Annotated in this window: 25 protein-coding genes and 4 pseudogenes; 12 read left to right on the top strand and 17 right to left on the bottom strand. The window is 56.9% G+C overall.

Annotated features, from left to right (window positions below; translation table 11 throughout):
- Window positions 1-185 precede the first annotated feature (185 nt).
- The 5 genes and pseudogenes from JJN09_RS07095 to JJN09_RS07075 form a co-directional block, all read left to right on the top strand.
- Window positions 186-1,496 (top strand): ArnT family glycosyltransferase, encoded by a 1,311-nt coding sequence (locus JJN09_RS07095; RefSeq protein WP_368388982.1) that lies wholly within the window; start codon window positions 186-188, stop codon window positions 1,494-1,496.
- Between the two features lie 156 nt (window positions 1,497-1,652).
- Complete coding sequence (locus JJN09_RS07090; RefSeq protein ID WP_249486444.1) at window positions 1,653-3,191, top strand: cryptochrome/photolyase family protein; 1,539 nt, start codon at window positions 1,653-1,655, stop codon at window positions 3,189-3,191.
- Window positions 3,188-3,370, top strand: coding sequence for a DUF2256 domain-containing protein (locus JJN09_RS07085; protein ID WP_249486443.1), 183 nt, complete (start codon window positions 3,188-3,190; stop codon window positions 3,368-3,370). The genes JJN09_RS07090 and JJN09_RS07085 overlap by 4 nt, the downstream gene beginning before the upstream one ends.
- Before the next feature lie 44 nt (window positions 3,371-3,414).
- Window positions 3,415-3,861, top strand: coding sequence for an SPOR domain-containing protein (locus tag JJN09_RS07080; protein WP_249486442.1), 447 nt, complete (start codon window positions 3,415-3,417; stop codon window positions 3,859-3,861).
- 61 nt (window positions 3,862-3,922) lie between these two features.
- A pseudogene (locus JJN09_RS07075) lies at window positions 3,923-4,102 on the top strand (chorismate mutase); the annotation flags it as partial.
- Between the two features lie 58 nt (window positions 4,103-4,160).
- On the opposite strand, the gene JJN09_RS07070 reads toward JJN09_RS07075, so the two are convergent.
- Together JJN09_RS07070 and JJN09_RS07065 are read right to left on the bottom strand one after the other, a co-directional pair.
- The gene (locus JJN09_RS07070) at window positions 4,161-4,502 is read right to left on the bottom strand and encodes a hypothetical protein (protein WP_249486441.1); all 342 of its coding nucleotides are present in this window, start codon (window positions 4,500-4,502) and stop codon (window positions 4,161-4,163) included.
- A gap of 246 nt (window positions 4,503-4,748) precedes the next feature.
- Window positions 4,749-5,107 (bottom strand): annotated as a pseudogene (locus JJN09_RS07065) (hypothetical protein).
- A 576-nt stretch (window positions 5,108-5,683) separates the two neighbouring features.
- Between JJN09_RS07065 and JJN09_RS07060 the strand changes: the two are divergent.
- The gene (locus JJN09_RS07060) at window positions 5,684-6,298 is read left to right on the top strand and encodes a hypothetical protein (protein WP_249486440.1); all 615 of its coding nucleotides are present in this window, start codon (window positions 5,684-5,686) and stop codon (window positions 6,296-6,298) included.
- A gap of 246 nt (window positions 6,299-6,544) precedes the next feature.
- On the opposite strand, the gene JJN09_RS07055 is transcribed toward JJN09_RS07060, so the two are convergent.
- Together JJN09_RS07055 and JJN09_RS07050 are read right to left on the bottom strand one after the other, a co-directional pair.
- Window positions 6,545-6,925, bottom strand: coding sequence for a hypothetical protein (locus tag JJN09_RS07055; RefSeq protein WP_249486439.1), 381 nt, complete (start codon window positions 6,923-6,925; stop codon window positions 6,545-6,547).
- A 443-nt stretch (window positions 6,926-7,368) separates the two neighbouring features.
- Window positions 7,369-9,174 (bottom strand): DEAD/DEAH box helicase, encoded by a 1,806-nt coding sequence (locus tag JJN09_RS07050; protein ID WP_249486438.1) that lies wholly within the window; start codon window positions 9,172-9,174, stop codon window positions 7,369-7,371.
- 98 nt (window positions 9,175-9,272) lie between these two features.
- Between JJN09_RS07050 and JJN09_RS07045 the strand changes: the two are divergent.
- Window positions 9,273-9,457 (top strand): annotated as a pseudogene (locus JJN09_RS07045) (Tn3 family transposase); the annotation flags it as partial.
- Between the two features lie 98 nt (window positions 9,458-9,555).
- Here JJN09_RS07045 and phnE read toward each other — a convergent pair.
- The 5 genes from phnE to JJN09_RS07020 form a co-directional block, all read right to left on the bottom strand.
- Window positions 9,556-10,323 carry a phosphonate ABC transporter, permease protein PhnE gene (gene phnE / locus JJN09_RS07040; protein WP_249486437.1) on the bottom strand — a complete coding sequence of 256 codons (768 nt, stop codon included), beginning with the start codon at window positions 10,321-10,323 and terminating at the stop codon, window positions 9,556-9,558.
- The gene (locus JJN09_RS07035; RefSeq protein ID WP_249486436.1) at window positions 10,320-11,147 is read right to left on the bottom strand and encodes an ABC transporter permease; all 828 of its coding nucleotides are present in this window, start codon (window positions 11,145-11,147) and stop codon (window positions 10,320-10,322) included. The genes phnE and JJN09_RS07035 overlap by 4 nt, the downstream gene beginning before the upstream one ends.
- Window positions 11,141-11,938: a phosphonate ABC transporter ATP-binding protein gene (locus JJN09_RS07030; RefSeq protein WP_249486435.1), complete on the bottom strand. Its 798-nt coding sequence runs from the start codon at window positions 11,936-11,938 to the stop codon at window positions 11,141-11,143. The genes JJN09_RS07035 and JJN09_RS07030 overlap by 7 nt, the downstream gene beginning before the upstream one ends.
- Complete coding sequence (locus JJN09_RS07025; protein WP_102622274.1) at window positions 11,935-12,789, bottom strand: putative selenate ABC transporter substrate-binding protein; 855 nt, start codon at window positions 12,787-12,789, stop codon at window positions 11,935-11,937. Before JJN09_RS07025 ends, JJN09_RS07030 begins: the two co-directional genes overlap by 4 nt.
- A 280-nt stretch (window positions 12,790-13,069) precedes the next feature.
- A complete protein-coding gene (locus tag JJN09_RS07020; RefSeq protein ID WP_249486434.1) occupies window positions 13,070-13,966 on the bottom strand; it encodes a LysR family transcriptional regulator in 897 nt (298 codons plus the stop codon).
- A gap of 164 nt (window positions 13,967-14,130) precedes the next feature.
- Here JJN09_RS07020 and JJN09_RS07015 point away from each other — a divergent pair, with 164 nt between their 5' ends.
- Complete coding sequence (locus JJN09_RS07015) at window positions 14,131-14,880, top strand: SDR family NAD(P)-dependent oxidoreductase (protein WP_249486433.1); 750 nt, start codon at window positions 14,131-14,133, stop codon at window positions 14,878-14,880.
- A 15-nt stretch (window positions 14,881-14,895) separates the two neighbouring features.
- Here JJN09_RS07015 and JJN09_RS07010 read toward each other — a convergent pair whose 3' ends face one another.
- Together JJN09_RS07010 and JJN09_RS07005 are read right to left on the bottom strand one after the other, a co-directional pair.
- Window positions 14,896-15,558 carry a paraquat-inducible protein A gene (locus JJN09_RS07010; protein ID WP_249486432.1) on the bottom strand — a complete coding sequence of 221 codons (663 nt, stop codon included), beginning with the start codon at window positions 15,556-15,558 and terminating at the stop codon, window positions 14,896-14,898.
- Complete coding sequence (locus JJN09_RS07005; RefSeq protein WP_249486431.1) at window positions 15,555-16,151, bottom strand: paraquat-inducible protein A; 597 nt, start codon at window positions 16,149-16,151, stop codon at window positions 15,555-15,557. The genes JJN09_RS07010 and JJN09_RS07005 overlap by 4 nt, the downstream gene beginning before the upstream one ends.
- A gap of 175 nt (window positions 16,152-16,326) precedes the next feature.
- Between JJN09_RS07005 and JJN09_RS07000 the strand changes: the two are divergent.
- A pseudogene (locus JJN09_RS07000) lies at window positions 16,327-17,014 on the top strand (alpha/beta hydrolase).
- A gap of 23 nt (window positions 17,015-17,037) precedes the next feature.
- Here the strand turns inward: JJN09_RS07000 and gstA are convergent.
- Entirely contained in the window at window positions 17,038-17,649 is a 612-nt protein-coding gene (gene gstA / locus JJN09_RS06995) for a glutathione transferase GstA (RefSeq protein ID WP_249486430.1), read from the bottom strand.
- A gap of 108 nt (window positions 17,650-17,757) precedes the next feature.
- Here gstA and JJN09_RS06990 point away from each other — a divergent pair, with 108 nt between their 5' ends.
- Complete coding sequence (locus JJN09_RS06990; RefSeq protein ID WP_249486429.1) at window positions 17,758-18,645, top strand: transcriptional regulator GcvA; 888 nt, start codon at window positions 17,758-17,760, stop codon at window positions 18,643-18,645.
- Window positions 18,646-18,777: 132 nt separating this feature from the next.
- Window positions 18,778-19,200: a cupin domain-containing protein gene (locus tag JJN09_RS06985; RefSeq protein ID WP_249486428.1), complete on the top strand. Its 423-nt coding sequence runs from the start codon at window positions 18,778-18,780 to the stop codon at window positions 19,198-19,200.
- A gap of 54 nt (window positions 19,201-19,254) precedes the next feature.
- On the opposite strand, the gene JJN09_RS06980 is transcribed toward JJN09_RS06985, so the two are convergent.
- The 5 genes from JJN09_RS06980 to JJN09_RS06960 all read right to left on the bottom strand — a co-directional run bounded on the left by JJN09_RS06980 (window position 19,255) and on the right by JJN09_RS06960 (window position 25,071).
- Complete coding sequence (locus JJN09_RS06980) at window positions 19,255-19,761, bottom strand: hypothetical protein (protein ID WP_249486427.1); 507 nt, start codon at window positions 19,759-19,761, stop codon at window positions 19,255-19,257.
- Entirely contained in the window at window positions 19,758-20,678 is a 921-nt protein-coding gene (locus tag JJN09_RS06975; RefSeq protein WP_249486426.1) for a hypothetical protein, read from the bottom strand. The genes JJN09_RS06980 and JJN09_RS06975 overlap by 4 nt, the downstream gene beginning before the upstream one ends.
- Before the next feature lie 172 nt (window positions 20,679-20,850).
- Window positions 20,851-22,827: a hypothetical protein gene (locus JJN09_RS06970; RefSeq protein ID WP_249486425.1), complete on the bottom strand. Its 1,977-nt coding sequence runs from the start codon at window positions 22,825-22,827 to the stop codon at window positions 20,851-20,853.
- Window positions 22,820-23,596, bottom strand: a complete 777-nt coding sequence (locus tag JJN09_RS06965; RefSeq protein ID WP_249486424.1) for a DUF2182 domain-containing protein — start codon at window positions 23,594-23,596, stop codon at window positions 22,820-22,822. Before JJN09_RS06965 ends, JJN09_RS06970 begins: the two co-directional genes overlap by 8 nt.
- Window positions 23,597-23,607: 11 nt before the next feature.
- On the bottom strand, window positions 23,608-25,071 hold the full coding sequence (locus tag JJN09_RS06960; RefSeq protein ID WP_249486423.1) for a tyrosinase family protein: 1,464 nt from the start codon (window positions 25,069-25,071) through the stop codon (window positions 23,608-23,610).
- 786 nt (window positions 25,072-25,857) lie between these two features.
- On the opposite strand from JJN09_RS06960, the gene JJN09_RS06955 reads away from it, so the two are divergent.
- A complete protein-coding gene (locus tag JJN09_RS06955; RefSeq protein WP_249486422.1) occupies window positions 25,858-26,331 on the top strand; it encodes an I78 family peptidase inhibitor in 474 nt (157 codons plus the stop codon).
- Window positions 26,332-26,493 lie beyond the last annotated feature (162 nt).

Genomic DNA, 26,493 nt, shown 5'->3' with positions numbered 1-26,493 from the left:
CTTTCCAGAGAGCAGGACTTCATTTTCAGCGTTAGCGCGCTTTCCGGACTGGAGCCAAAAAGAACAACTTCACTAAAGGGTTACCGATGGATCGATATGATGCCCCGCTTGTTGTAGAGCGCACTTGGCGGGCTGGCATGTTGAAGGGATTGATTACAAGAAATCCATGCCTGAGCATTTTCTTCATGACACTGGCCGTATTCATGGTGTTGCAGTACAAACCCGCTGTCCTCAACTACACAACACGCTTTGTCGACTTCGCCGATTACATGCTGGCGAACGGCGTCACGCTGTTTCCCATTGCCGACGACCTCAAACCGTATCCCGACTATACGGTCCTCAACACCTTACTGGTCTATCTGGCTTCCTTGCCGTTTGGCCGCGTCTCCATACTCTCAATGGGCCTGCCTTCCTGCATTGCCGCCTCCCTGATGATGGTGTTCATTTATCGGCTCGGGGCGTTGCACAGCAAGAAGTGGGGCGCTTACGGCGTACTTTTCAGCCTGTTGACCTGGGCCTTTCTGGACGGCGTGAACTCACTGGCACTTGATATCTATCCGGCCCTGTTCACATTGATCTGCTTCTACGTTGCCTATTCGGCCGAGTTGAAAAAAGACCCGCGTCGCCTGGTGTTCCTGTTCGTGGGGCTGGCGCTGGGCTTTGCGTTTCGTGGGCCTATCGGTTTGATCGGGCCCGCTTGTGTCATCGGGGCTTATTACTTCCTGAGCCGCCAATGGCGCATGTTGCTGTTGTTTTCATTCCTCTCCGGCCTGATTCTGGCCGCCGGAGTTGTGCTGCTGGCCTGGGCCGCGTACCTGCAAGGGGGGCAAGCGTTTCTCGTTGAAGTCCTGAACATGCAAGGAATAGGGCGCTTCGGCTCCGACCACGCACCGCGCTATTACTTCTACTTCTCCGCAGGCCTGTTTACCTACGGGTTCACGGTGTTTTACGCCATCAATGTGATTTTGAAGAAGTACAAACTGTTCTTCCGCTCGACCCGCGATAAAGACATCGACCTGCTGCTTTATCTAACCGGGTGGCTGTTGGTGCTGCTGGTACTGTTCACGATTCCAAGCTCCAAGAAAGCGCGCTACATACTGGCAATCACCCCGGCCATTTCCCTGTTGGCCGCCTACCTCTTTGTCAGCCATGAAGCGGCATTCGTCCGCGCCAAAAACGGCTTGATGCAGTTCTGTCTCAAGTTGCCGGCGTTGGGTTTGGGCCTGCTGTTATCGGTGCTCGTGTACAACAACTTTGCGGAAGTCCCATTGCAGCCCAACTACCTGGGCGCAGGCCTTGGACTGTTTGCGTTGTTGAGCTTCTACCATGCCAAACGCGAGTACTTCGTCGAGCATCGCTACCGTGAGTTCATGACGCTGTCGTTCGGGGTAGGGGCCTTTCTGATACTGGATATGTTCTTCTTCAACCCCATCACCTACCACCTGGAACTCATGATCGAGCCCACGCCGAAGTTTTTGCCGTATTGGTTTTGGTGAAGCGCTTGGCGTGTCCCAGCCGATACCCTGCGATAAAATTGTACATTTCTTAATTCTTGTACAAGAATTCAGGTCTCCCTTCTTGAAAAACGTTGCGTGGATTTAATCCACGAAATCGTCGGGCCCTCATGCTCCCCGTCAACTGGAACCTGATTGATGCATACGACTCGCCGATTGTGCCTCGTCCTGGGCGACCAGTTATCTTTCGACCTCGCCTCGCTGCAGGGGCTGGATCAAGAGCGCGATACGGTGCTCCTGGTCGAGGTGATGGAAGAGGCCAGCCATGTTCCTCATCACCCGCAAAAGATCGTCCTGATTTTCAGCGCCATGCGTCACTTCGCCGAAGCGTTGCAGCAGAGGGGAATCAGGGTGCAGTACGTAACGCTCGATGATCCGGAAAACACTGGATCCGTGCCTAGCGAGTTGCACCGCTGGCAGTCACGCCTGCAATCGGATGAACTCCACGTCACGGAGTGCGGTGACTGGCGACTGGAGCATTCAATCAGGGACTGTGGCTTGGCGATCACGTGGCATTCCGATCGTCGCTTTCTTTGCACACGTGCCGATTTCTCTCACTGGGCGCAGGGCAAAAAACAGCTGCGCATGGAGTTCTTTTATCGAGAGATGCGCCGCAAGAGCAGGTTGTTACTCAATGGCGACGGCAGCCCGGTCGGAGGCGCCTGGAACTTCGATGCGGAAAACCGCAAAGCCTTGCCCAAGGGTGTCAGGCCGCCTTCGCCAGCCCGTTTTACGCCAGACGCAATCACCCGGGATGTGCTTGCGTTAGTTGCCAAAAACTTCTCCGGTCACTATGGCGCCCTCGACACGTTCGACTATCCGGTCACCCACGCCGAAGCTCAGGCCCTGTGGGATTACTTTCTCGATTGGGGCCTGGCAGCCTTCGGCGACTATCAAGACGCCATGGCCAGCGATGAGCCGTTTCTGTTTCATGCGCGTATAAGCGCGGCACTTAATATCGGCTTGCTGGATCTTCGCCAGCTTTGCAGCGATGTGGAATCTGCGTATTGGTCCGGCAACATTGCACTCAACGCCGCCGAAGGCTTTATTCGACAACTGATCGGCTGGCGTGAGTATGTCCGAGGCGTCTACTGGCTGAAGATGCCTGACTATGCCCAGGGAAATGCCTTTGGTAATACGCGGTCGCTTCCAGAGTTCTACTGGACAGGCAAAACGCAGATGAACTGCATGCGCCAGGCTATCAGCCAGAGCCTGGAACATGCCTACGCTCACCACATCCAACGACTAATGGTGACCGGCAACTTCGCACTGCTCGCCGGTATCGCACCGAGTGAAATATGTGAGTGGTATCTGGCGATCTACATGGACGCCTTCGACTGGGTAGAACTACCCAATACACTGGGCATGGTCATGCACGCCGATGGCGGCTATCTCGGTTCCAAACCCTATTGTGCGAGCGGCCAATACATCAAGCGCATGTCCGACTATTGCCGTGGCTGCGCCTACAAAGTGAGCGAAAGCACCACCGACGAAGCTTGCCCTTTCAACTCGCTTTACTGGCACTTTCTAATGCGTCACGGCGACCGACTGCGTGGCAATCAACGCATGAGCATGATCTACAAAAACCTCGACCGCATGCCTGATTCCAAACAACAGGCGCTTTGGCAACGCGGCGAGTGGTTGCTCAAGCAATTGGACGATGGTGAGTCGTTGTGAAAAAGAGTGTGCTGCCCGTCAAAACCTGCGCGACCTGCGGCCTTCCATTCACATGGAGGAAGAAATGGGCTCGCTGCTGGGAGGACGTGCGCTACTGCTCGGAGCGTTGTCGGCGTAGTAAATCTATTGTGGATGGCGGTGTAGGATTGCGCTGCAGTGACGCGACGAAGGTGAAATAGCGCCTGCCGTTTTGCCCCCATTTGCCGGCATCGAGGACAAACTTTTGGAAGCAATGAACTCACGAGAGCTCGCAGAGCGCCTGTTAGAAGAGGGATGCAACCCGTCCAGTTTTGCCATCGGCTCGCGTGGCGCGGCTTCCGACGCCTTTTATCTGAGCCGCAAGGGCGAGCAGTGGCAGGTTTGTTATACGGAACGAGGTGAAGATTCACCGCCAATCCATGTCTCCGACAGTGAGTCCCAAGCCTGCGATTTTTTCTTCAAATACATCGTGGCAATGCGTCATGACCACTGTGTTGGCTTCTTTAAGTCCCAAGATAACGCCATGGCCCTGGAGCACGAGCTCAAAAAGCTAGGGGTAGTGAGCTGGTCTGATCAAATTCCTTACGGTGGTGAACATGACCCTCGCTACCGAGTCTTTGTCACCGGTAAAGCGATATTCGTGGCCAGAGAAGCCCTTGGCGTAGTGCCGCGACATGACACTGAAGCTTAAAAAAGGACCAAAAAAGGGGACTGATTTATTTCTCAGAAAATAAATCAGTCCCCTTTTCTAGACCTCAGCAACTTCCGTGCGTGCTCCGGAGCGTTTCAAGGCCATGTTGGCAACACGACGCGTGTGGGCCGAAGTTGAGGGCTTGAGCCCGGATGCAATCGAGCAGATGTACCGTGACCTGGTAAACCACTTCATTGCAGAAGAAATGAAACACTGGTCGGCCCATCAATCCGACACCTGATCTTGGTAAGGGCTGTCAGTCATGGTGCGGCAGCAGGATTGAGGCGTTCTAAAGAGCCTCAATCCTGCTCAGGACATTTGAAACTCCAGGAATAGACCTTCATGTCTTTGACCTCTTCCCCGACAGTCGCCACACCCAGGCAGACGCCGTTCCTGACGTAGTTGAAACTGCAGAATTGAAGACCAACCGTGCACGACTCGATTTCAGTGAAGCCCTTTCTCTGGAGGATGTTTTCGACCCCGTATTCACCTGTGTAGGTCGGGCTCGGCTTCCAGCCGTTTTTGATCAAGGCCTTTCGTGCGGTTACAAAGGGCATGTGTTCTTTGATCGGGACGTCGGTTGCGTGGGATGGGGAGCTGATGCAGCAGAGAAGGCTGATGAGTAGTGGTTTTAGCTTCATGCTTGCGGCAACGCACGAATGACATCCGCCGCCATCGAGTCAACGCTGTTTCGACCCAGCGTGGTCACGCCCGCACACGAAGCCCCTGTAATGTAAATCCGCATTTTTCCTCCATGAATACAAGCCGGTTTCGGGGCCGCAAGGTATCGCATACCTGCCGAAATCGCATCCGTTCCCGCAACAAAAGGCGCTCAACGAATAGCGCTGTAGAAGCAGCCACCGACTGCTTCTACAGACGCCGACCGGTTACGCGACCTCGACGTGATCCAGCGCCTGATCACCGCCAGCTCGGCAATCATCACCACCTGCGCAATACCCAGCGCCGTCTTGCGGTTCGAGGGATCGAGCAGGGCGGCGAAGTTACTGAGCATCTCGCTCGCAGAACTCAGGGTTTCGCTGGCATTGGCCAGCAAACATTCGGTGTTGTACTTCGGATTGGCCAGGTACATCCGCTCGGGTTCGTTACAGGACGACATGACCCCGGCGGCGGGGAAGAGGTAGTGATCCAGCGCGCGCTCGGCGGCGTCGTGGAGTTTTTTGGAGTTGGGGGATTCGTAGGGGGAGGTTGGGTCGGTTTCGGGTGGGTTGGGTGTTGGTTTGATCATGGTGAAACTCCTACATCGTCAAATGGGAGCCGACACTCTCGCTACCAAACGATGGGTGGCGGCCATGCTCAGGTTGGTAGACCGGGACGTAGGAACCGGCGCGCCCGAAGACGCCCTGTGCATGACCACCATGACGCAGAGCCTTTCAGACACCGCACATCATGATGCTTATGCAACCTACGATAATCCGGGGCTACCAAACCCCGTCACTGTTTTTCAGTGACCGGGAAACGATAAGACCCGCGCCGTAGACGCACAAGCCGGCGGATTCTGGCGTAGTCGTAGGCAATGACGCAAGGCGTTGTAGCCTTGGGGAGGTTGCGGCAAGAGGTTTTAAACGTGGATGTTTAAATCGCAGATTTTTGGTTTTAGGAACATGAGTCAGCCATTTTCACCATGACAAGAATCGAGGATTACTTTGTTGGTTGCTAACCACCGCTGACGGCCAATAGCGATATTTCGCGATAGACCTTCGCGGGGTGCTCCGGGTATTGTCTCAAGCCGGTTCATTCCGGTTATAAAGACAGACCTTTTGCCTGAGCACTAGGCCTAATACCTAGAGGACACCCTTTCGTGATGGAATACGACAAAGACGCAGCACTTGCAAAACGGAAACAGCTTCTAAGCGTTGCGGCGCGCGACCCGGTTGGAGCGATCCTTACGGATGAGGTTCGACTCCGCTTGGTGAATGCTTTCGCTAGCATCACACCGCCCGAAGCACCTGAGTTTACGATCGGGCTGATTACGATCAACTCGCTATTCGATTCACCGAAAGCACGTTCCCGGAAGCCTGGCAACGTCGTGCTGAACTGGAGGAAGTTGCTCGATATTGTCCCCGACGTATCACTTGCCAGTCTCGGTGCAGCGTCACTGCCAGTCGCGCCGCAAGTCGCCATCGTCCTTGTTGGTCTCTACATCTGGAACAAGGTTTGGCGTGGAGCGGTGGAAGAGTTCTCTGATATCGAAGCTGTAACCATACTCGCGCTTTGGCAGAATCGAGACGGGGAGAGCAAGATCGCTGAGTCGGAGGGGTTCGTGCGCGTCAGCGAACTCAGGGTTCACTACGCTCTGCCCCCATTGACCAACAGTCAGTACGCGTCTGCGATCAACCGACTTGTCCAATTGGACTGTATCAAGCTTGAAAATGGCATCATTTGGCTGCGCGAGTGGATTCGTGTGACTTATTCATAACCGGGTCAGGCGCCAGTTACACTTGCTTGCTAGTTTATAAAAGGCGGGGGGCATTATCTGTAAGTTAATTCGTCCCCCCCCCCTTTGTTGCTAGTACTACAAAAATTTCAGTTTGATGATCATCCAGGTGATTGAGTTCGAAAAGTATGTAAGATAATGCTAAGTCGCGTCAGTTTTCACTGACATGCTGACTATAAAAAAATGCATAACCAATAATTTAAGAACCTAATTTATTCGTACGAGCCGTCACCCATACGGCATCCATGCCTGTTTTTTCTTCTCATACAGGTCTGCCTTTGTTGTGCAGAGTTGAATCCTGCGATGTGTGTTCGGGTCCTCTATCCAGATGCCTGCCTCGCAGCGACTGTACTTTCCGATGGCAGGCCCTGGAAAGGTTATCTCATACGTTGATTCGTAATTGACGATTTCACTAGGTAGAAGGTAAGTGCCGACATCATAAGCATGGAGAGAGAAGAAGAAACTTAAGCAGAAACCGCCAAGAAAAGAATTTGTTACGCGTTTCGCCAATTTTTCGGTAGGGCGGCTGTAGTACGTCCTGCCAGCAAAAATAACTCCAACAACGGCGCCGCACAGCAGGTATGTCGTCCACTCGGGGATTTCACGCATTAAAATCGTGCGTGCTGAAATGCGAGAAGCCCAGGATATATAAAAAAACAAAGGCCCCAAAGCAATAATACAATGGCTGCAATAGCTATCTTTTTAAAGTTTTTACAGGTGGGCCAGGTTTTGTTTCTTGCATGTTGTTCTTACTTGCGTGTGGCTGATTTATTAATAGAAAAAGGGGGCTGATTTATTTTCTTAGAATAAATCAGTCCCCCTTTTCGTTTTTCGATAACAGCTACGCAGGAGGCCGCATATCTTGGATCGCCTTGAGTTTCTCTATGTCCCGTTCAATTATTTTCTTCGCACAGTCCAGACAGTAGTGATCCCAGCTCCGACCGTTTCTGACCTTCAGGCGCACATCGCCTTTCTCGATACGGTGCTTGGCACTGGCTTGACAGTTATGGGCCTTGCCAGCGGTGTCTATTTCGACATGGGTAACGAGCGACTTAATTGCCACCGAACACCTCCATTACGGCTACCGCGAGAATGCCGTCGAATCCTTGGTCAATCCGCTCGTGCATCTCGCGCGAGAACTCGTGCCGTTGCCCCGTTCCCATACCGACAAAGGTATTTACCTGATTGTTGATGGCAGCAATCATCACAATCAAGTTCGTCCTACCGAGACGACGGGTGTCGAGCTCGCGACCATTCGGGTTGATATCCCGTTCGCCGAGAATCCGTCCAGCTGCCGTTCGAACTCGAATCGGAAGCCCGTCACGCATCGCCTGCCGCTCGCGTACACGAGTTGTCGGCAGGGGCTGCAGGGTCTGGTAAGCAGCCGTAACGTCGTTCGTTGTATAGCCCCGCTCCTGCAGCACGCGAAGGGCCGCCAGTGCCTCATCGTCCAGCAGAAGTGGAATTTCCTCGACGTGCACATCGGACTGGCTGCGCACCTCCACGCCGTCCAAGTCATGGGGAACTGGCTCCATCTGCCGCTCGGCGGGAGCATGATCTGGATCGACTTGCTCCACCGGCAGCAATTGGTCGAAATAGTCGCGGTCGGCTTCACTGAACTCTTGGAAGTCAGCCCAGCGTCTGGCGATATTCGCACCGGCATGGAACACGACGACGCCTTGGTTGAGGACGTCGCCGGGAGCGTTCTGCCGAATGACACGCATGATGCGGCCGACGAACTGAACGAATGGAGACAGGTTGCTGAAGATGCTGAACACGGCAGCCACGGACAGGTACGGATGGTCGAACCCTTCGCCGAGCTTGCGCACCTGGACGATCACGTCGAGCTCGTGGCTTTCCAGCCGCTGCATCACTCTCTGGTTCGCCGGCGCGTTCTCTCGCGAATGCACGTAGCTAGCGCGCAGGCCCCGTGCGACGTAGGCTCCGACGATTTGCCGGCAGTGCTCGTAGTTGAGAGCCGAGGCGATAATCTTCAGTCGGACCTCGCCAGTTTCCTCGCGCAGCCGGCGTAGCTCACGGATAGACGCATCCACGATGGTGTTCAGCGTTTCGGTAGAAGTTACGATGCTGCGCCGGAAATCGGCGTCTTCCTCGCCCAGCCTGCGTACCTCGTCAAGCCCTACCTCAATCTCTTGATCGTCTTCGCGGCGCACGTAACGGAGCGTGCGCGGGTTCAGTTGCACGGCCTTAAGGCGTTTGACGTAGCCTTCGCGGATCGCTTCGAAGATAGGGTAGGTGTAGATGACGCGCCCCTCCATGAGCTGGCCATCGGCGCGCATCGGCGTCGCGCTGAAGTTGACGATCTGCGCTTCGGGGAACTGAGCCTTGAGGGCCTGCCAGCTCTCGGCTACGCCGTGGTGACCCTCGTCGACCAGAATCAGGTCGAAATAGTCGGCCGGCAGTTGACGCAGCCAGCGGTTTGAGTCACCGCCCTGGAGCTGCTGAATATTAGTAATGACGACGTGCGCTTCGTCCAAGTCTGCCCTGTTGGTCGTCGTCCCTCGGATTTCGACAGGTTCAGGATAGGGCGCGCCGGCAAGCACCGCGCACTTCTGGTAGAACATATTGGGATTGGACGGGTCGAAATCACTGGCCAACTGCTGAGCGATGGCCACTCCTGGCGCGACCACCAGTGTTCGACGCGAGCGGAAGGCAAAGGGCGATATCGTGATGCTCCCGGACTTGCCACATCCGACTGGCAATATGACCGCGAACTCACGCTCTTCGCCACCCGCTCTGGAAACCTCGTTCAGAGCGAGGAAAACACCCTTCTGGGGCGTGCGGATACGTTCGTTGTTCTCGATGTGTGGCTCGCGGTTCTGGAATGGGCTTGTCATAAGGGTCCTTCCGTTAGGGTTGAGAGGGCAGTGTCACGCCCCAAATGGCGTTTTCAGAACTCGGAAGCCACAGACACCGTCACTCAATGCTGCCCGACGTGGAGCGTGACAGCCTGTTCGTTCTGGCCTGGTTGCAGAGCTTTGAACATCGACGCGTGCATTCCGGTCTGAACAACGCCGAGGCGCGCGAAATTCGCTGACCATAAAAGTCTTATTCAACCGTTCAGGCAAAATCCGGTACCTCAACTTCGAACAATGGCTCTACCGCGCCAGCGGCTTCAATTTTGCGTGAGAAAGGGTCATATATATGTGTTGGGCTGATGTCCGCTTCTGGCCGAAAGCGGACTTTGGCGAATTCCTGTTTTACCAGTCTCAAGATGTCTAAGCTTTAACCCACCGCCCCCGACTCCATGCACTCAAAGAATCCACCCCCCACACCAAAATCAGCATAGCCAAAATCACCGTCCCCGCCTGCGCCTCCTGAAACAAACTCAAGCTCACATACAACATCTGCCCCAACCCCCCAGCCCCGACAAACCCCAGCACACTGGCCATCCGAATATTGTTCTCCCACCGATACAAACAGTACGCCAGCAACTGCGGCGCCAGGTTCGGCAGCGTTCCATAACAAAACGCCAAAACCGGATCCCCCCCCTGCAACCGAATCGCCTCGGCCGGTTCCGGCGGCGTATTTTCCAGCGCTTCCGCAAACAACCGCCCCAGTACGCCCGTTGTGTGCAGGGCCAGGGCCAGTGTCCCGGCATTCGGCCCAAGCCCAGCCGCAAGCACCATCAGCGCGGCCCACACCAATTCAGGAATCGCGCGAAGGGCATTGAGCAGCAGGCGGGCAACACTCTGAAAAAACCAGCCAAAGCGGCCAGCGGCGGGAAGCGCCAATAACAGTCCCAGCACGGCAGCGAGGAGGGTGCCCAACGCAGACATGGCTAGCGTTTCCATCGAGCCGCGAAGGATGGCGCTCAGGTAGCCGGGGCTGAGATCGGGACTGAGGAAGCGGCCCACATACGAGCCCATCTGTTTAAGGCTGGTAGCGCTGCCGAGTTCTTCAAGGTCGAGGCCGAGGTAGACGAATGAGGTGATGACGGCCGCGACGATCAATATGATCAGCACCGGATTGATCAGACGCTTCATGTCAGCCTCCAGCGCAGCAGGCGGCTGAGTTGGTCGGCGCCGAGGACGAGGAGGAGGAAGGTCAGGAGCATGCTGGCGACTTCGCCGCCTGCGAACATGCGGATGGACAGGTCGATCTGTTGGCCGAGGCCGCCGGCGCCGACGAAGCCCATGACCACCGAGGCGCGGATGGCGCATTCCCAGCGGTAGACGGTGTAGGAGAGCAGTTCTGCCGCGACGTTGGGCAGTACGCCGTAGGCGAAACTGGCCAGGCGTCCGCTGCCGGCCTGGAGCAGGGCGTGGGCCGGGCGTTGGTCGGTGGATTCGAAGATTTCGGCGTAGACCTTGCCGAGCATGCCGCTGTAGGTGATCGCGATCGCCAACACGCCTGCCGCCGGGCCGAGGCCGACGGCGCGTACGAACAGCAGCGCCCAGACGATTTCCGGCACGCTGCGCAGGAAGATCAGCAGCCCGCGCACCGGCCAGCGCAGCAGTCGGCCCAACAGGCTCGGGCGGCCACTGCGGGAGGCGGCGGACAACGACAAGGCGCGGCTGGCGAGCAGGCTGGCCGGCACTGCCAGCAACAGCGCCATGGCCATGCCGGCGGTGGCGATGGCCAGGGTTTGCAGGGTGGCTTTGAGCAGTAGTTGAAGAAATTCCCGATCATGCTCCGGTGGCCAGAACGTCGAGACAAACCGGCCGATTTCGTTCTGATTGTCGGCACGCAACAGCACGCCCACATCCAGTTCGCTGAGCTGAATTCCCGGCCATAGCAGGGCAATCGCCAGCACGGTCAACAGCAACCGTGGTAGCGCGGCGGGGTCGCGGGTGTCGGCGCTCAGCATCGGGGAATCTGCACAACCAGCGGCGGCACGGTCGGCGCCGGGGATTGCAGTTGTTCGTTGGCGTAGAGGGTGTCGAGCATCTCGCGGCTGACCTGTGCGGACGTGCAGTCGAAGAGGATTTGCCCTTCGCGTAAACCGATGATGCGCGGGAAGTGCGCCAGCGCCAGTTCCACAGCGTGCAGGCTCGCCACCAGTGTGACGTTGTTCTCTCGGGCATGGCGCGACAGGATCGACAGCGTGTGCCCGGCCAGCACCGGGTCCATGGCCGAGACCGGTTCGTCGGCCAGCAACACTTCCGGTGCCTGATACAACACACGGGCAATGCCGACGCGCTGCAATTGCCCGCCGGACAGTTGCTGGCATTGACTGAAGAGTTTGTCCGCCAGATCCAGTCGCGCGAGTGCCGCGCGGGCGCCGGGCACGTCGAGCGGATGCAGCAGATTGATCAGGCTTTTGCCCAGGCTCCATTGCCCGAGCTTGCCGGCCAGCACCGCCGTCACCACCCGTTGCCGGGGTGGCAGGGGCGGGGCCTGATGGATCAGGCCGATGCGTGCGCGCAGCCGTTGCCGCTGGTGGGCGGACAAGTGCCAGGCGCGCTCGCCCAGCACTTCGATGTCGCCGCTGCTGGGGCGAATGGCGGTCGCCAGCAGGTTCAGCAGACTCGATTTGCCGGCGCCGGACGGGCCGATGATCGCCACCTGTTCGCCGGCCTCGATTTGCAAATCCACGCCGCGCAGGGCTTCGACGCCATGGGTGTGGCGCAGAAAACCCTGCTGGAGGCGCAAGGTCATTTCAGCAATTCGGCGGCGCGGGCGGCTTCCTCGATGCCTTTGTAGTTGTCCGGGCTGGTGGCGATGAAACGGCTGGCGGCTTGCAGGTCGAGGATTTTCTTCTGCTCAGGGTTGGCCGGGTCGAGGTCGAGGAAGGCCTGTTTGATCTTCGCCGCCAGCGCCGGGTCGAGGGTGCCGCGCACGGTCCAGTTGTAATCGAAGTAGGTCGGGGTGGTGGCGAAGACCTTGACCTTATTGGTGTCGACCTTGCCGGCGTCCACCAGTTTCTGCCAGACGCTGGCGTTCAGCACACCGGCGTCGACCTTGCCGGCCTGCACCCAGGCGACGGTGGCGTCGTGGGCGCCGGAGTAACCGACGCGGCTGAAATAGCTCTCCGGTTTGATGCCGTCCTTGAGCATGAAATAGCGCGGCATCAGGCTGCCGGACGTCGACGACACCGAACCGAAAGCGAAGGTTTTGCCTTTCAGGTCGGCGAGGCTTTTGACGTTCGGGTCGGCGGTGATGAATTTGCTGGTGAACTGCGCGTCCTGCTCGCGCTGGACCAATGGAATGACCTTGGGATCACTTTTCAGCTGCGCCTGGACGAAGGTGAAACCGCCGAGCCACGCCATGTCGAGGCGGTTGGTGGCCAGCGCTTCGACCACCGCCGGGTAGTCGGCCACCGGCACAAACTCGACTTTCATGCCCAGTTTCTGCTCCAGATAAGCCCCCAGCGGCTCGAACTTGCGCAGCAGCTCGGTCGGGGCTTCGTCGGGAATCGCGCTGACCTTCAACACGTCCGCGGCGTGCGCCAGCACGGCGGACAGGGACAGGGCCAAACCAGCGGTCAGTGCCAGGGTTCGCTTGAGCATGGAGATCTCCGTTTCGTTGTCGTCTGGATCGATGCGCGGGTGATGACATTCGTCATCGGGTGCAAAGTCAGGTTAGACGAAACGGCGCGTCTTGCCGGTAGGGTTGAAGGTGTCTGGACCACCGCTATCGTCGGATCGCCTCCCGGACCAAGCCCGCTCCCACAATGACGGTGCAAATCCTGTGGGAGCGGGCTTGCCCGCGATGACGTCAGCATAATCAACCACTTTTCTGAGCCGGACGCGCCGCCGGTATCGTCAGGCCAACCCGCAAATTCCGGGGCTAATCGACCTGCGCAAACCGCTCCACCAGCCAATCGATAAACACCCGCACCCGATTGCTCAAATGCCGGTTCGGCGGATACAGCAGATGAAACGGGTACGCCGGCGGGCGCCAGTCCGTGAGGATCGGCACCAGTTCGCCGCGCTCGATGGCAGCCCTGACCGTGTAGCTGAAGGTGTGGATGATCCCCAGTCCCGCCAGCCCGGCCGCCAGGTGCGCATTGCTTTCGTTGACGCTGACCAGGCCTTTGCCTTCGATCTGATGGCGTTCGCCGTTGCGTTGGAAGTTCGACGGCAGGATGCGCCCGGTGGAGGCCGAGCGGTAGGTGATCATCTGGTGGTTGGCCAGCTCCTGCGGGTGGGTCGGTGTGCCGTGGCGTTGCAGGTAGTCGGGCGTGGCGCAGGTGGTCCAGGACACTTCGCCGAGGCGGCGCACGGCGAGGGTTTGGTCGGTCAGCGGGCCGCCGCGAATCACGCAGTCGACGCGTTCGCTGATCAGGTCCACCGGGCGGTCGCTGACGCCCAGATCAATCTGAATATCCGGGTAGCGCTCGAAGAACTTCGGCAGTTCGGGGATTACCAGCAGCGTCGCGGTGGAGCCGCCGATGTCCACACGGATTTTTCCCCGTGGCAGGCCTTGAGCCTGGCTGAAACCCTGATCGATGTCGTCCAGTTGATGCAGCAGTTGTTGGGTCAGTTGGTAATAGGAGGCGCCGTCAGCCGTGACGGTGAGCCGGCGGGTGGTGCGTTGCAACAGGCGCACACCGAGGTGGCTTTCCAGTTGCCCGATCAGTTTGCTGACGGTGGTTTTCGGCAGGTTCAGCGAGTCGGCGGCTTTGGTGAACGAGCCGCTTTCCACGACGCGGGCAAAGGTGCGGATCGCCATTAACTGATTCATCGGCTCAGGCTCGGATGGGAAGACAGGGCTGAGTATTGTGCATGTCTGTGTACAAACAAAACCGATTTGGTGGATTTTTCAATTCAATCGATCGGCCTAAAGTCGCTTTCAACGGCTCACCTACGACCCGTCACCTTCCTCGAAACGGTTACTGGAGATTCATCATGAGCAACAGACTTGAAGGCAAAATCGCACTGATCACTGGCGGCACCACCGGCATCGGCCTGGCTTCGGCGCAGGAATTCGTCGCCCAGGGCGCCACCGTATTCATCACCGGCCGTCGTCAGGCCGAGCTGGACAAAGCAGTCGCCGCCATCGGCCCACGGGCCATCGGCATTCAGGGTGATGTGGCGAAGCTGGACGATCTGGATCGCATCTACCGCGAAATCGCCGAGAAGGCCGGGCACCTCGACATCCTGTTCGCCAATGCCGGTGGCGGCGACATGCTGCCGCTGGGCTCGATTACTGAAGAGCACTTCGACCGGATTTTCGGCGCCAACGTGAAGGGCACGCTGTTCACGGTGCAGAAGGCCTTGCCGCTGTTGCGCGATGGCGCATCGATCCTACTGACTTCATCGACCACGTCGGTGCAGGGCACGGAAAACTTCAGCGTCTACAGCGCGAGCAAAGCAGCGGTGCGCAACTTCGCCCGGTCGTGGTTGCTGGATCTGAAACCTCGGCGTATCCGCGTCAACGCGATCAGCCCCGGCCCGGTGCGCACGCCAGGTCTGGCAGGGCTGGTGCCGGCGGAACATGCTCAAGGGTTGTTCGATCAACTGGCGTCGATTGTGCCGATCGGCCGTCTGGGTGAACCGAGTGAAATCGCCAAGGCTGCGTTGTTCCTGGCCTCGGATGACAGCAGCTTCGTCAACGGCATCGAGTTGTTCGTCGACGGCGGCACCGCGCAGATCTGATCTGATTTAAGGCGGCTAATGTCCCGGCACTTGTTCAGTCGAGTGCCGGGGTTCGTCCGTTTCTTCGGCCGGCGCGTTATCCCAGATCAGGCGCGGGTCGAAACTCATCGCCGACAACATCGTGAACACGACCACAAGGCCGAAGAACAGAATCCCCGGTCGCGGTTCGATATCCCCCAGCGCCTGGAATTTCACCAGCGCCGCCACCAGCGCAACCACCAGCACATCGAGCATCGACCAATAGCCGATCAATTCGACGAATCGGTACAGCTTCGAGCGCTCCCGGCGCGCCCAGTGACTGTCCCGTTGCACGGTGATCAGCAGCAATGTCAGCGCGACGAATTTCACTCCCGGCACCGCAATGCTGGCGATGAAGATGATCAGGGCAATGTCCCACGCGCCGTGTTCCCAGAACTCCAGAACGCCACTCATGATGGTGCTGTCGGCGCCATTGCCGAGCAGCGTGGTGTTCATCACCGGCAGCAGATTCGCCGGCACGTAAAACGCCAGGGCGGCAAACATGTAGGCCCAGGTGCGGGCCAGCGAGTTGGTCTTGCGTCGGTGCAGCGGCGCGTCGCAGCGCGGGCATTGGTGCGGCTCGCCGGTCATGTCGCAGGCCAGTCCGCAGCTGTGACACAGGCAGAGGTTGAGTTCGCTGGCGGTCGGTGGCCGTTTCATAGGATGTCCCACAGTTCACGCACGTCGCGTCCGGCGATGCGGATCAGCAACAGGCTGAGCACGGCCAGCGCAAACAGGCCGATGCCGGGAATCACATCGAGCATGCCCGCCAGTTTGAACACCGCGACCATGGCGCCGAGCAGGCACACTTCAAGCATGCTCCACGGCCGCAGCGCTTCCAGCCAGCGCATGCACACCTTGAAGGCCGGCGAGCGGCGCGAGGCGAGGGCGAAGCTCAAGACCCAGATCAACAAAACCAACTGGAAGGCCGGGGCGATGATGATCGAGATCGCCGCGACCATTGCCATGAAGGTGATCGGCCCCTGACTCAGCGCCAGCACCGAATCCCACAGGGTCGCGCTGTTTTTCAGGCCCTTCATGCTGATGCTCATCACCGGGTAGAAATTGGCGAACAGCCACAGCATCGCCGCCGTGAAACTCAGGGCCAGCCGTTGTTCCACACTCAGGTTGTTGTAGCGCTGGAGCACGCCACCGCAGCGCGAACACAGGGTTTTCTGATGTTTGGCGAGCGTGGCGTGTTCGTACACGCAGTCGCAATGCTCGCAGATGATCAGTCGTTCGGTGCTGGCCATGGGCGCTCGATGAGGGGAGGGCTGAACCTCTTCAATATAGGCGCGATGGTGCATTCGACAACTGTCACATCCCGAAACGCGCCTTTGGTCTGGCCGGCAGGCACGTCACCGGAACCGTTCCATACTCCTGAGCGCCAATGGAAAATCGACCTTCATCACCCGCAGGAGAAACGCCATGAGTGAAAAACCGACGATTGTGCTGGTGCACGGATTCTGGGGCGGTGCCGCGCACTGGGGCAAAGTCATTGTTGAATTGACGCGCAAGGGCTACAGCGCGATCCAGGCCGTGGAGATGCCTTTGACTTCGCTGGCCGACGACGCCGAGCGCACCCGCAAAATGGTCGCTCAGGTGAACGGGCCGGTGCTGTTGGTCGGGCATTCTTATGGTGGGGCGGTGATTACTCAGGCTGGTAATCAACCGAATGTGGTGGGGCTGGTGTACATCGCGGCGTTCGCTCCGGATCAAGGCGAAAGCCCTGGCGGCATTACTCAGGAACATCTACCGGCCGCCGCACCGAATCTGGCGCCGGACAGCGACGGCTTCCTTTGGCTCAAGGCTGACAAGTTCCATGAAAGCTTCTGCCAGGACTTGCCGGCCGATGAAGCGCTGGTCATGGCCGTGACGCAGAAAGCGCCGCTGGCCAGCACCTTCGGCGAAGGTCATCAGTGATCCGGCGTGGAAGCACAAGCCGTCCTGGTATCAGATTTCCAGTCAGGACCACATGATCCACCCGGACAACCAGAAGCGCATGTCCGCCCGGCTCAACGCGAAGAAAGTCATCACCCTTGACGCCAGCCACGCCTCGCTCGCCTCCCGCGCCGCTGAAGTGGCCGCGCTGATCGACGAGGCCGCCAAGGCCTGACACCGACCATGCAACCGGACGTTTCAGACCGGTTGCGTGGCGTCCTCTTCCGCGATGGCATCCCGCACGCCGGGGCGTTCGGCGATACGCGTCATGTAGTTCGCCAGCGCTGGCCAGTCTTCGATGGCGATGCTGAACGTCGGCAACCACTTGAGCACCGTGAACAGATAGGCATCCGCCACGCCGAACGCCGGCATCAGAAAGGGCTGGGTCGCGAGGATACGGTTCAGGTAATCCAGTCGTTTGAACAGTTTGTGTTTGAAGATCGTTTTGGTGGATTCCGGGATTTCGCTGCTGAACAGCGGCGCGCTGCCCCCATGAATTTCCGAACTGATGAAGTTCAGGTACTCCTGCAAACGCGAGCGCTCCCAGGTGCCATTGGCCGGGGCCAGCGTATGACCGGGCACGAGGTCGACGAGGTACTGCAAAATGGCCGGGCCTTCGGTCAGCACCTCGCCGCTGTCGAGCATCAGCGCCGCTACGTAGCCCTTTGGGTTGATCTCGCGAAAGTCCCGGCCGTCGGCGGTGCGCTTGGTCTGGTTGTTGACCCGGATCAGTTCGAACGGCAAGTCCAGTTCACGCAGCACGATGTGCGGGGACAGCGAACAGGTCATGGGTGCGAAGTACAGTTTCATGGGATCTCCCTCCTGGTGAAGGCTCAGAATCCACTACTGCTGCGCCGCTTCGCAAAGGACATCTGGGATGCTAGCGTATGACAAAATCTCATGGACTGAAGAGGTCATATGCTACCCCGACTGCCATCGCTCAACGGATTGCGAGCCTTCGAATGTGCGGCCCGGCACCTTAGCTTCACCCGCGCTGCCGAAGAACTTAACGTCACGCAAACCGCGATCAGCCATCAGATCCGCCGCCTAGAAGATGAACTCGGTGTGCGCCTGTTCATGCGCTCGAAGGACGGGTTGACGCTGACGGATGAGGGCAACGCTTATTTTCCGGGGATTCGTTCGGCGTTTCTGGAGCTGCGCCATTCGACCGAGCGTTTGCAGGAGGCGAACAACCAAAGCGTCCTGACGATCAGTACACTGGTTTCGGTGGCGTCCAAATGGCTGTTGCCGCGTCTGCCGTCGTTTCGCGAGGCGCATCCCGAGATTGATGTGCGGATCAGCGCGTTAACCCGACTGGTCGATTTTCGCAAGGTCGGCATCGACGCGGCGATCCGCTACGGCAAGGGTGACTGGCCTGGCTTGCGGGCTGACTGGTTGATGTCCGACGAGGTCTTTCCCGTCTGCAGCCCGCGACTGCTGACGGGCGACAAGCCTTTGAAGACCCCGGCGGACCTGGTTCATCATCCGTTGCTGCAAGTCAGCGGCCTGACCGCCAATGACTGGAACGACTGGCTGCACGCGGCAGGCCAGCCACCGCTCGCGACCAAAGGCCCGCGCCTGACCTTCGATCTGGCCATGATGGCGGTGCAGACCGCGATTGACGGGCAGGGCGTGTGCATTGGTCGCTCGACCTACGTCGATGACGATTTGCGCGCCGGGAGACTGGTGGCGCCGTTTGATCTGCGGCTGAAATCCGACTCGGGTTTCTACTTCGTCACGCCCCATGAAAACGCGAATTCGAAAAAGGTTGTCGCGTTCAGGGAATGGCTGTCGCAAGTGGTGTGAGTTGTATGCGCGTGTATCAATCCCGCGTTCGTACACACTTGGGTAACTTACGCCGACATCAGGACACATCCCGTGTACATGCCTCGCTCAGAGTGACTGTCGACACATCACTACTTCCGAGAGGGCAACACCATGCGTCGCACACTCCTGATGACCGCAGCAGCCGTACTCGTTTCACTGACCGGCCTCGCGCACGCGGCCGACACCCCATCCGCCGCCCCCGTGAAGAGCTGGCAACAAGGCCTGAGCCGCACGGATCTGGTCCGCCAGGACCTGGGCGCAGCGGATCGCGAAGTGATTCAGGCGCGGGTCGATTTCGAGCCGGGCATCACCTCGCCCCGGCATGCGCATCCGGGCGTTGAGGTCGCCTATGTGATCAGCGGCACCTTCGAATACCAGCTCGAAGGCCGGGCACCGGTGACGCTCAAGGCGGGAGACTCGCTGTTCATCCCGGAGGGCGTGGCGCACATCGCGAAGAACGTTGGTAACGAAAAGGGTTCGGAGCTGGCGACTTACATCGTCAAGAAGGGCGAGCCGTTGTTGATTCTCAAGTAATCATCAGGCAGGGATGTAAACAAGGCCTGCCAATATGGCAGGCCTGTATAAATCTCAACCGAAGTGTCGCCAGATCAAATAAACAGCAGCGAGCACAGCAATAAATACAATAGTCCAAACAAGTGCAGTCAGTATTTTTTTCCAAATCGATTTGCTGCCATCGTCCCTGATGGATAAGGCTCCCAGCGTGATAGTCGCGATAATGGCGGTCATTGCACTGATGTAGGTTATCCTCCAGATGTCTTGCCATTTTATAACTTCGTCAGGTTCCATTCCTTTGCCGAGATAGAGATGAATGAACAAACAGGTGTATATAAGAAAAATCGAAAGAAAGAGGAGCCACTTTGCTTTTTTTCTTAGGGCGAGTGGTGACGCTTCATTGTAGACAAGAGCAATGGCGACGGCGATAAACGTACCCATGGCGAGCGCTAGGTCATTGGTATCCTGCTGCCAGCCAGGCAGGGTTATAAAAGTTGTCGAAAATAGTCCGAGCCACTTGGCGACCCACAACACGGCAGGGGCTGGAATGACAGCTGCAATGGTTTTCCAGATGCTATTCATTTACTTCCAACTTTCAGTGTTGATGGAGAGGAAATGTATACAGGCAACTCAATCGCGGCAATCAACTCGTTCTTCTCACTGTAGAGCTCGTAGCTCGCGTAAGTCAGTGAAGGGTTATTGACTTCAGATACATCGAATTTAATGATTCCCTTTGACGCTAGGTTGGCAGTTTTCTGATTGCTTTTGAAGAACCACTCCGTAAGGCCTTCTGTCGGTCCACTAAAGGCGGGCTTGATCGTTATGCTCTTGATAACCCCATTCTTACTGTCTTTGTAGGGGGCTACCTCATAGTTGAAGAAGCTTTGATACTGATTGTCCCCGGTCTTTTTTATTCCAACTTCGCCGTCAATCTGAAGCATTGTCGTATCGGGTCTGCTGACGTCAGACGGAAAGAAACTGCGAAATTTCAGGATGATGTTCTCTATCGTGGTTTCGCTGGCGCTTATGCGACTCGTTGCTGCTGCTCTGCACCCGTTGGTCTTTTCCAGGTCTATTGATTTCTTGTCTGCTTCGGTACCAAAAAAAGGAGCTGAAGTAAAATCGCCTCGATTACCGTATTCCAGGCATCCATCGAGCTGTTCCACATCATTCTTGACGACAAGTAAGACAGGCGTGTCAATTTTCTGCCCTGCCGGTATCCACCCGGTTCTTCTTGGAGTACGCCAATTCACAAAGATTGGATATTCTTTATCGTTATTACTGACGCAGGAGATGATCGCGAATTTGTATTGGTTGGTGTCTTTGTACTCTTCGATGCGTGAGTTTGTTTCGAGATTGAAGTTGCCTAGATGGTGGTGTTTGACGATCGGCCCTTCACAAAGTGTCCAGTCTTGAGAGAACGCAGGTACAGATACAAAATTAATCAGAAGAAGGCTTGAAAGCTGAAGCAGCTTTGCAATAGAGATATCGTTTCTCATGAGTTGCCTCCGACGTTATTTTATTTGAAAGTGGGGAAGTCGCGCTATTGAATGTAGTTCAGGACATCCGGGGTGTCGGAACGCTAGTCGATGTGGCAGAAGTAACTGTCACTTTTCAGACCGGTGGTGATTTCTCAGATCGATGCATGTAAATCATGTGATCGTCAGTCGATTAACCCGACAGCAGGCCCCAAAGCCTGGCAAGCCGTCTTGCAGAATACTCTGGCAACGTTGTCGCGCCGCTACGGCGAACATTCGCTGCATGATCTGCAAGCCCTTCGACGAGCACGGCCCACTCCGGTCGAGGGTCATTGACATAGTCCCAGCCAAGTCCGAGCCACGGGCATCGGCCGCCAATACGGGCTTGCATATCAGGTGTCGCTTGTGTGGCATAGCCGGGGAGTGACGGCGCATTTTGTCGCATCTCCCGCGCTTTCACTGCCGGCACGTGCAGTCGGAGGTTGCCATCTTCGTTTCGTGTCACCTGCATCGCCCCGAGAAGTGCGATGTCATAAGGTACTGGCTGGCCTTGCGAGCCATAGAAGTAAGCCATACGCCGAATGTTGTCGTAATCGGCCGTTGCCCTGTAGAGATAAGCGCAAATGACACCCAGCATCGGATCGGCATGCTTTTCGTGTCGCAGATCTGCGGCCAATCGATCAAGACTGTCAATTTGCAGCCGGCCGGCTGCGAAATCGTCGATTGCCTGCAGGGCTACCCGATATCTTTCAGGAGAGCCCATCTCACCGTAGGCCTGGAAAACGTTTCCTCCTGGACTGGGTGTGACCACCGCGTATAAACCTGTATAGGGAACGACAGGGGTAAATTGCCCGTCGGACAGTTCCACCAGAACAGGCGTCCCGTTGGAGTCGCTATCAAGGTGAAACTCATTGAAATGAAAGTTGAATGCCAGTTGGTGGATCCGACTGCGGGGGTGGATTTTTACCCGATCTCCCCAAACGATCAGGTTAGCGTTGTTAACCTGTTCGATTTGCTCCAGCCGGTTTCTAACCTCTCTCGCAGCAGCCTGGGATTCCAGCTGTTGAACCAGCGTCTTAACCTTTTGCTGCTGGCCTGGAATGCGTGCAGTCGTTTGTCGCAGATCAACCAGATCTTTCAGTAGATCTTTGCTGTCTGCGGGTATTGGAATGACATGGCTGTCTGGAGCCGTCAGATTGAAACGTCTCAGTCCGAAATTCTGACCGAGAATGCGATCCCTGAAAGCGCGATCAATGTGTATCCGCTCGAGGATATGGTCGGCGGAATCCGGTACTCCCACAGCCGATTCGACGCCTAGAACGGCTGTATTGCTACCAACAGGCCAGGGTTGCAGGTCGATGGGGCCTTGTGGCGGAGTCATGGTGTCGTAAAGCACCACTGACTCGGGGTCGACCAGGCATTGAGGATAGAGCTTCACGTGATACTCGTTTGCACGCTCGGTTGTCCGTGAACGAACACAATTGCCCAGTGTTGCCGTGGTAATCACTCCATTTTCGAAGGCGCTGGGTTCACTCCCCCAAAGTGCATCCACTATGACCCCGGAGAACACACACTTGCCCGGCATGTTGGCCGTTTGGTCATAAACCATATAACCCAATTGTCCATCCTGGCAGGACGCCAGCCGATCAAATCTTGGGCTTTCAACTTTTGTGCCCTGTACCGTGATTCCACGTACGCCTTCAAACCGCATCAGATCCAGATTGTTGGGGGCTCCGCGGCATGCATCGGTAATCAATGTGATGCGCTTGATACCGTGAAGCAATAGTTCCGAGTAGAACCTGTTGGCCACGACCCGGTATCTCATCAGCAGAGAGTCGCTGAACAGCCAATTGATCGAATCGAGATTCTCATCGGTCAGCCCATGACCGCAAAATGACAGGATCAGTTGATCAACGACCTCTGCACCTGCGGGAAACAACTCATCGACTGCCTTCTGAACACGTTCTTTCGTGACTGGATTCACGACGCCCTTGGTATCACCGTCGTCAACGACTCTTACATTATCGGCACCGAAGCCCGAACGCAGTGCCCATTCACCCATTGAGCGAGCTGCGAAAATGGCACCGTCCAGATAGGCAAAACTCAGCCCTTCGTTCGTAGCAGCCGTCACCGTACTTACCCCGATTGCCAAACAAGCACGCCTACCCATGAGGACGCTCCATATTGAGTTTGGTGAGGAAGGTATAAAGGCGAATGGATAAAGAAAGAGGCTGCCACTGCCTGCGTAAGGGACCAGATAGTGTGAGTCGCTCAACCATTATGATGAGGCTCGCTGATAGCATCACCGGAATGTGCCAGGCCCCGCTGACCAGCGGCACCAACATCCATGCCCAACACGAAACAATACAAAACAGACCGTGGACCATGCCGAAGGCCAGACAGTCCCTGTCGGCGGCCCAGCCGAACAGACCGATTCGCCGGGGTTGATGGCCCCGGATGAGCGCCACGCGGTGCCACGGGCCCGCACGCCATAGCATGGCGATGAGTATTGCCACGGCCAGCGCGCCTTTTCCCGCAGTGATCTGCAGCAGCAACGCCACTGCCAACAGAAGCGGGCCGACGGCCATCCATAGCGCGCAGTAGCCGAGCAGAAACATGACTGACGCCCGTATTCGCCTGCTGGGCAGGCTGGAGCGCCAGACATGCATGAGCGGCATCGCCAACAGGGGCGGCATCATGGCCAGCAGCATCAGGAACCAACCCGCCAGAATGCGGTGAAGTGGATTCAATGCCAGCTCCGCTTGCAGCGCAGCGGGCCAACTGGTGATGATCGACAGGCCATTCACCGCCACGCAGAAGGCCGGGCCTTCGGTACTCACATCGTTGTAAAGGGACAGCGCCAGGCCGAGCCCCGCCGTGGCCAACAGCAATGGCCAGGGAGCGTAAGTGAAGCTGCGTAGAACCAGGCCTGGTCGCATGATGTCGACCCTCAGCTCACGACACCGCTTCGCTTGAGAACGCTGATGCGTTCGACCGTTACCGGTTCTTCATCCGATATCTGCTCTCCAGGTACAAGCGTTACCCGCAGATGATTCGGATCAAAGTCGCCGGCGTCCGTCAGTCGCTGGGCCAGGTCGGTGATGTCGATCGTGTAGCCAAGCCCGGTGCCAGCGTGGTGGCCGTCCGTTTGCGAGGCAACGTTGAGCCCGAAAAGCGTCAGGCTGCCGGCCAGGCGGTCAGCATTCAGTGCCGGGTCGGCACCGTCGGGCAGGTTGACGTACACATCCAGAAGCGGTGACGGTGCGGAACCGCGCACCGACTCCAGGGAAAGATAGAGTCGGGCCACTTCCTTGCCCAGAGTATTCGCACCCATGGTGGCGATGCTCTTGGCGGCGGCTGTCGGTTCGAGATCGATGTGGGTGTCGACCGACGCGCCCCCGACCTTGACGGCCGTTGTATTGGCGCCAATGGGCAGAACGGTTTGTTGAGTGGGCGAACCCATATTGACCCGTGCCACAGCAATCGCTCCCGGCGTTACACCCGTACCGCTGACCAAATCATCGTAGGGCCGATAAAATTTGCCACCCTTCAACGTGTCCTTACTGGTGAACGTTACTCCAGGTGCGTTATCACCGGGTACTGGCATGATGAAGCTGCGGTCTGCCGGGCCGTTGGACCACCGCGGATCCTTGACCATCGTCTTGCCTGGCGTGTTCATCCACGCTTCCCATAACCGGTCGATATTGCAATGGTGCAGCCAGAAGATCGGGTCAAGACCCGCGAGCAAGGCATTCCCCATATAGCCTCCGACGAGACCATGGACCGTGTTGTGCGGGTTGACTTCCAGTTCGCCGGCTATCCCGTCGAACTGGACGAAATCGCCCGTGATCCCACCGCCGAAGCCCAGCGTCCCATTGCCTACGGTAAAGTCATTCTCGTCCATCGCTTCAAGGCTGAATCCGCCGTGAGGCTGTAGTTTGGTGATCCCGGGCCGGCGAGGGTATTTGCAAAGGGGATTCGGGCTGCCGTCGGGTAACGTTTTTGCCACAAAGGCATCTGGCAGATACAACGCTTTCGGGTTGTTGCTGTTGAGGTAGTTCCAATATGGGAGCAGCCAGTCGTCGCCCGTCAGTTCCTTCACCTTGGCCGCGACGATGCTCTCGAACGCAAACAGATAGGCACGGTGCCAGGAAACGAAATACCAGCTGCCGTGCTGACACTGATTGCCGAATGTGTTGTTGGTCAAATCCACTGGAATCGGCGCACCCGTTTTGATCAGGCGCTCGTTGACCCATAATTGCGGATGGAATCCATGCATGGCGCCGAGGAATTTCCAGCTATTGCGGTCCTCTATCGGCTGTTCGTCCAGCGCTCGCATGGCCAGTGCGTAGTTCAGTAATGTCTTGTTCCATCCTGAACCCAGTGTTGCAACATCCTGGCGAAAAGTAGTCATGAAATCTCCCTCCGTTGCTGTTCAGTGATGTCGATCTGACGTTTGTCAGGGGGAGAGGCCGTACTTCATCACTAAAGGTCCGGCTTCCGAGGTCCTGCGGTAGCAGGAATTACGCGTGGACCGGTGGCACTGATGCACTCGGTCTCTGCGGTGTCAGCCGATGATCAGGAGAAAGCAGGGGAGTCAAAGGAAAACGGAATCGGGAGGTTGAGCCGGAGCGTGATCCGGACTTTCCCGTTGAGCAGTCCACAAGGGGACCTTCTGACAATTCCGCGCCATCGCAGGCCTGGATTGCGTTCACGTACAGTCCGGGTGCAGGCATGATTCCCTCCTGGGCAACACCGTGACTACAGTTAACGTGCGTGCGTCGTCAGGTGTATAGCATTCTGCTAATCAGCGTTGCGATGTCCGGACAGCAAAACCGGAATTCGGTCAGGTCAAGGCCAATGGCCATTAACTCGGCTGGTGGGAGCATAGTCTGCGCTGCTTTACGTGCAAGGTACTTTTTCATACAGATGCCGAACGGTAGTGACGCCGTTGTGGCATTCAATAAAACTGATTCGATTCATCAGATGACAAAAGGATCGATTACCTTTCGAGTTGTAAAGTGGCTGAGACAGCCAAAATGAAGAGAATAATAAATCTCTTCATCTGGTTTTTCCTGGACTATCCTTTTTTTTCACCAAACAGCATGCAGAGGTATTGTTTTTTTAGTTGGCTACCTAAGCAGTTTGCTATTTGGGTGGTGCTCTTGTGAATAGAGCTGATTTGAACAAGGAGAATAATATGTCTAACGTATGGGTATATAAGCTTGATGGCGCCGTCCAGTGCCACCCGGAAGTACGGAAAACCACGCTTGCCGAAGCGCGCAAGGAGTTATCTGGATTGATAGGGGGGGCGCAGATACTGGGTGAAAAAACCGGGAGTCGGATTTTTCCATCTTTATGCGGGTTGCCGGAAGGTACCTTCAATGCTTTTGAGATTACTGAGGAAGGTTGGATATTGTTAAGCAGAGGAATTGCAGGGCCCTGTGGTTTTAATTTGTTGGAAGGAAATGCCGTGAAGTCAGCTGAGGACGTCAGCGTCGGACAACTTATAGGGTCGCTAGTATCCTCTCAGCCTCAGACGATTTCTCAACTGGTAGGGCATCCTCTTAGAGTATATAAAACAGGTGACGGTCTAACGCGAGACTGGATTCCTCAGCGTTGTAATATTGAGTTGAATGAAAGCGGTAAAATAGTTTCGGTATGGTTTGGTTGATAGTTTCTTGATTCGCACGGTCGCTTTGACGTTTGTTGTAGAGCGACTTCCTGTTTCCTTATAGAGCTTTGTGTACTTAATCGATGACTCAGCACTATAGACTGACTCAAAGATACCTGCAGTCAGGTGTCGACCTGCCTTGAATCCATACCTTGTGTAGCC

Origin of the sequence: Pseudomonas sp. HS6 (assembly GCF_023375815.1) — a bacterium.
Taxonomy (GTDB): Bacteria; Pseudomonadota; Gammaproteobacteria; order Pseudomonadales; family Pseudomonadaceae; genus Aquipseudomonas.
The sequence above is the reverse complement of the archived record's forward strand: the minus strand, read 5'-3'. Positions and strand labels throughout refer to the sequence as shown.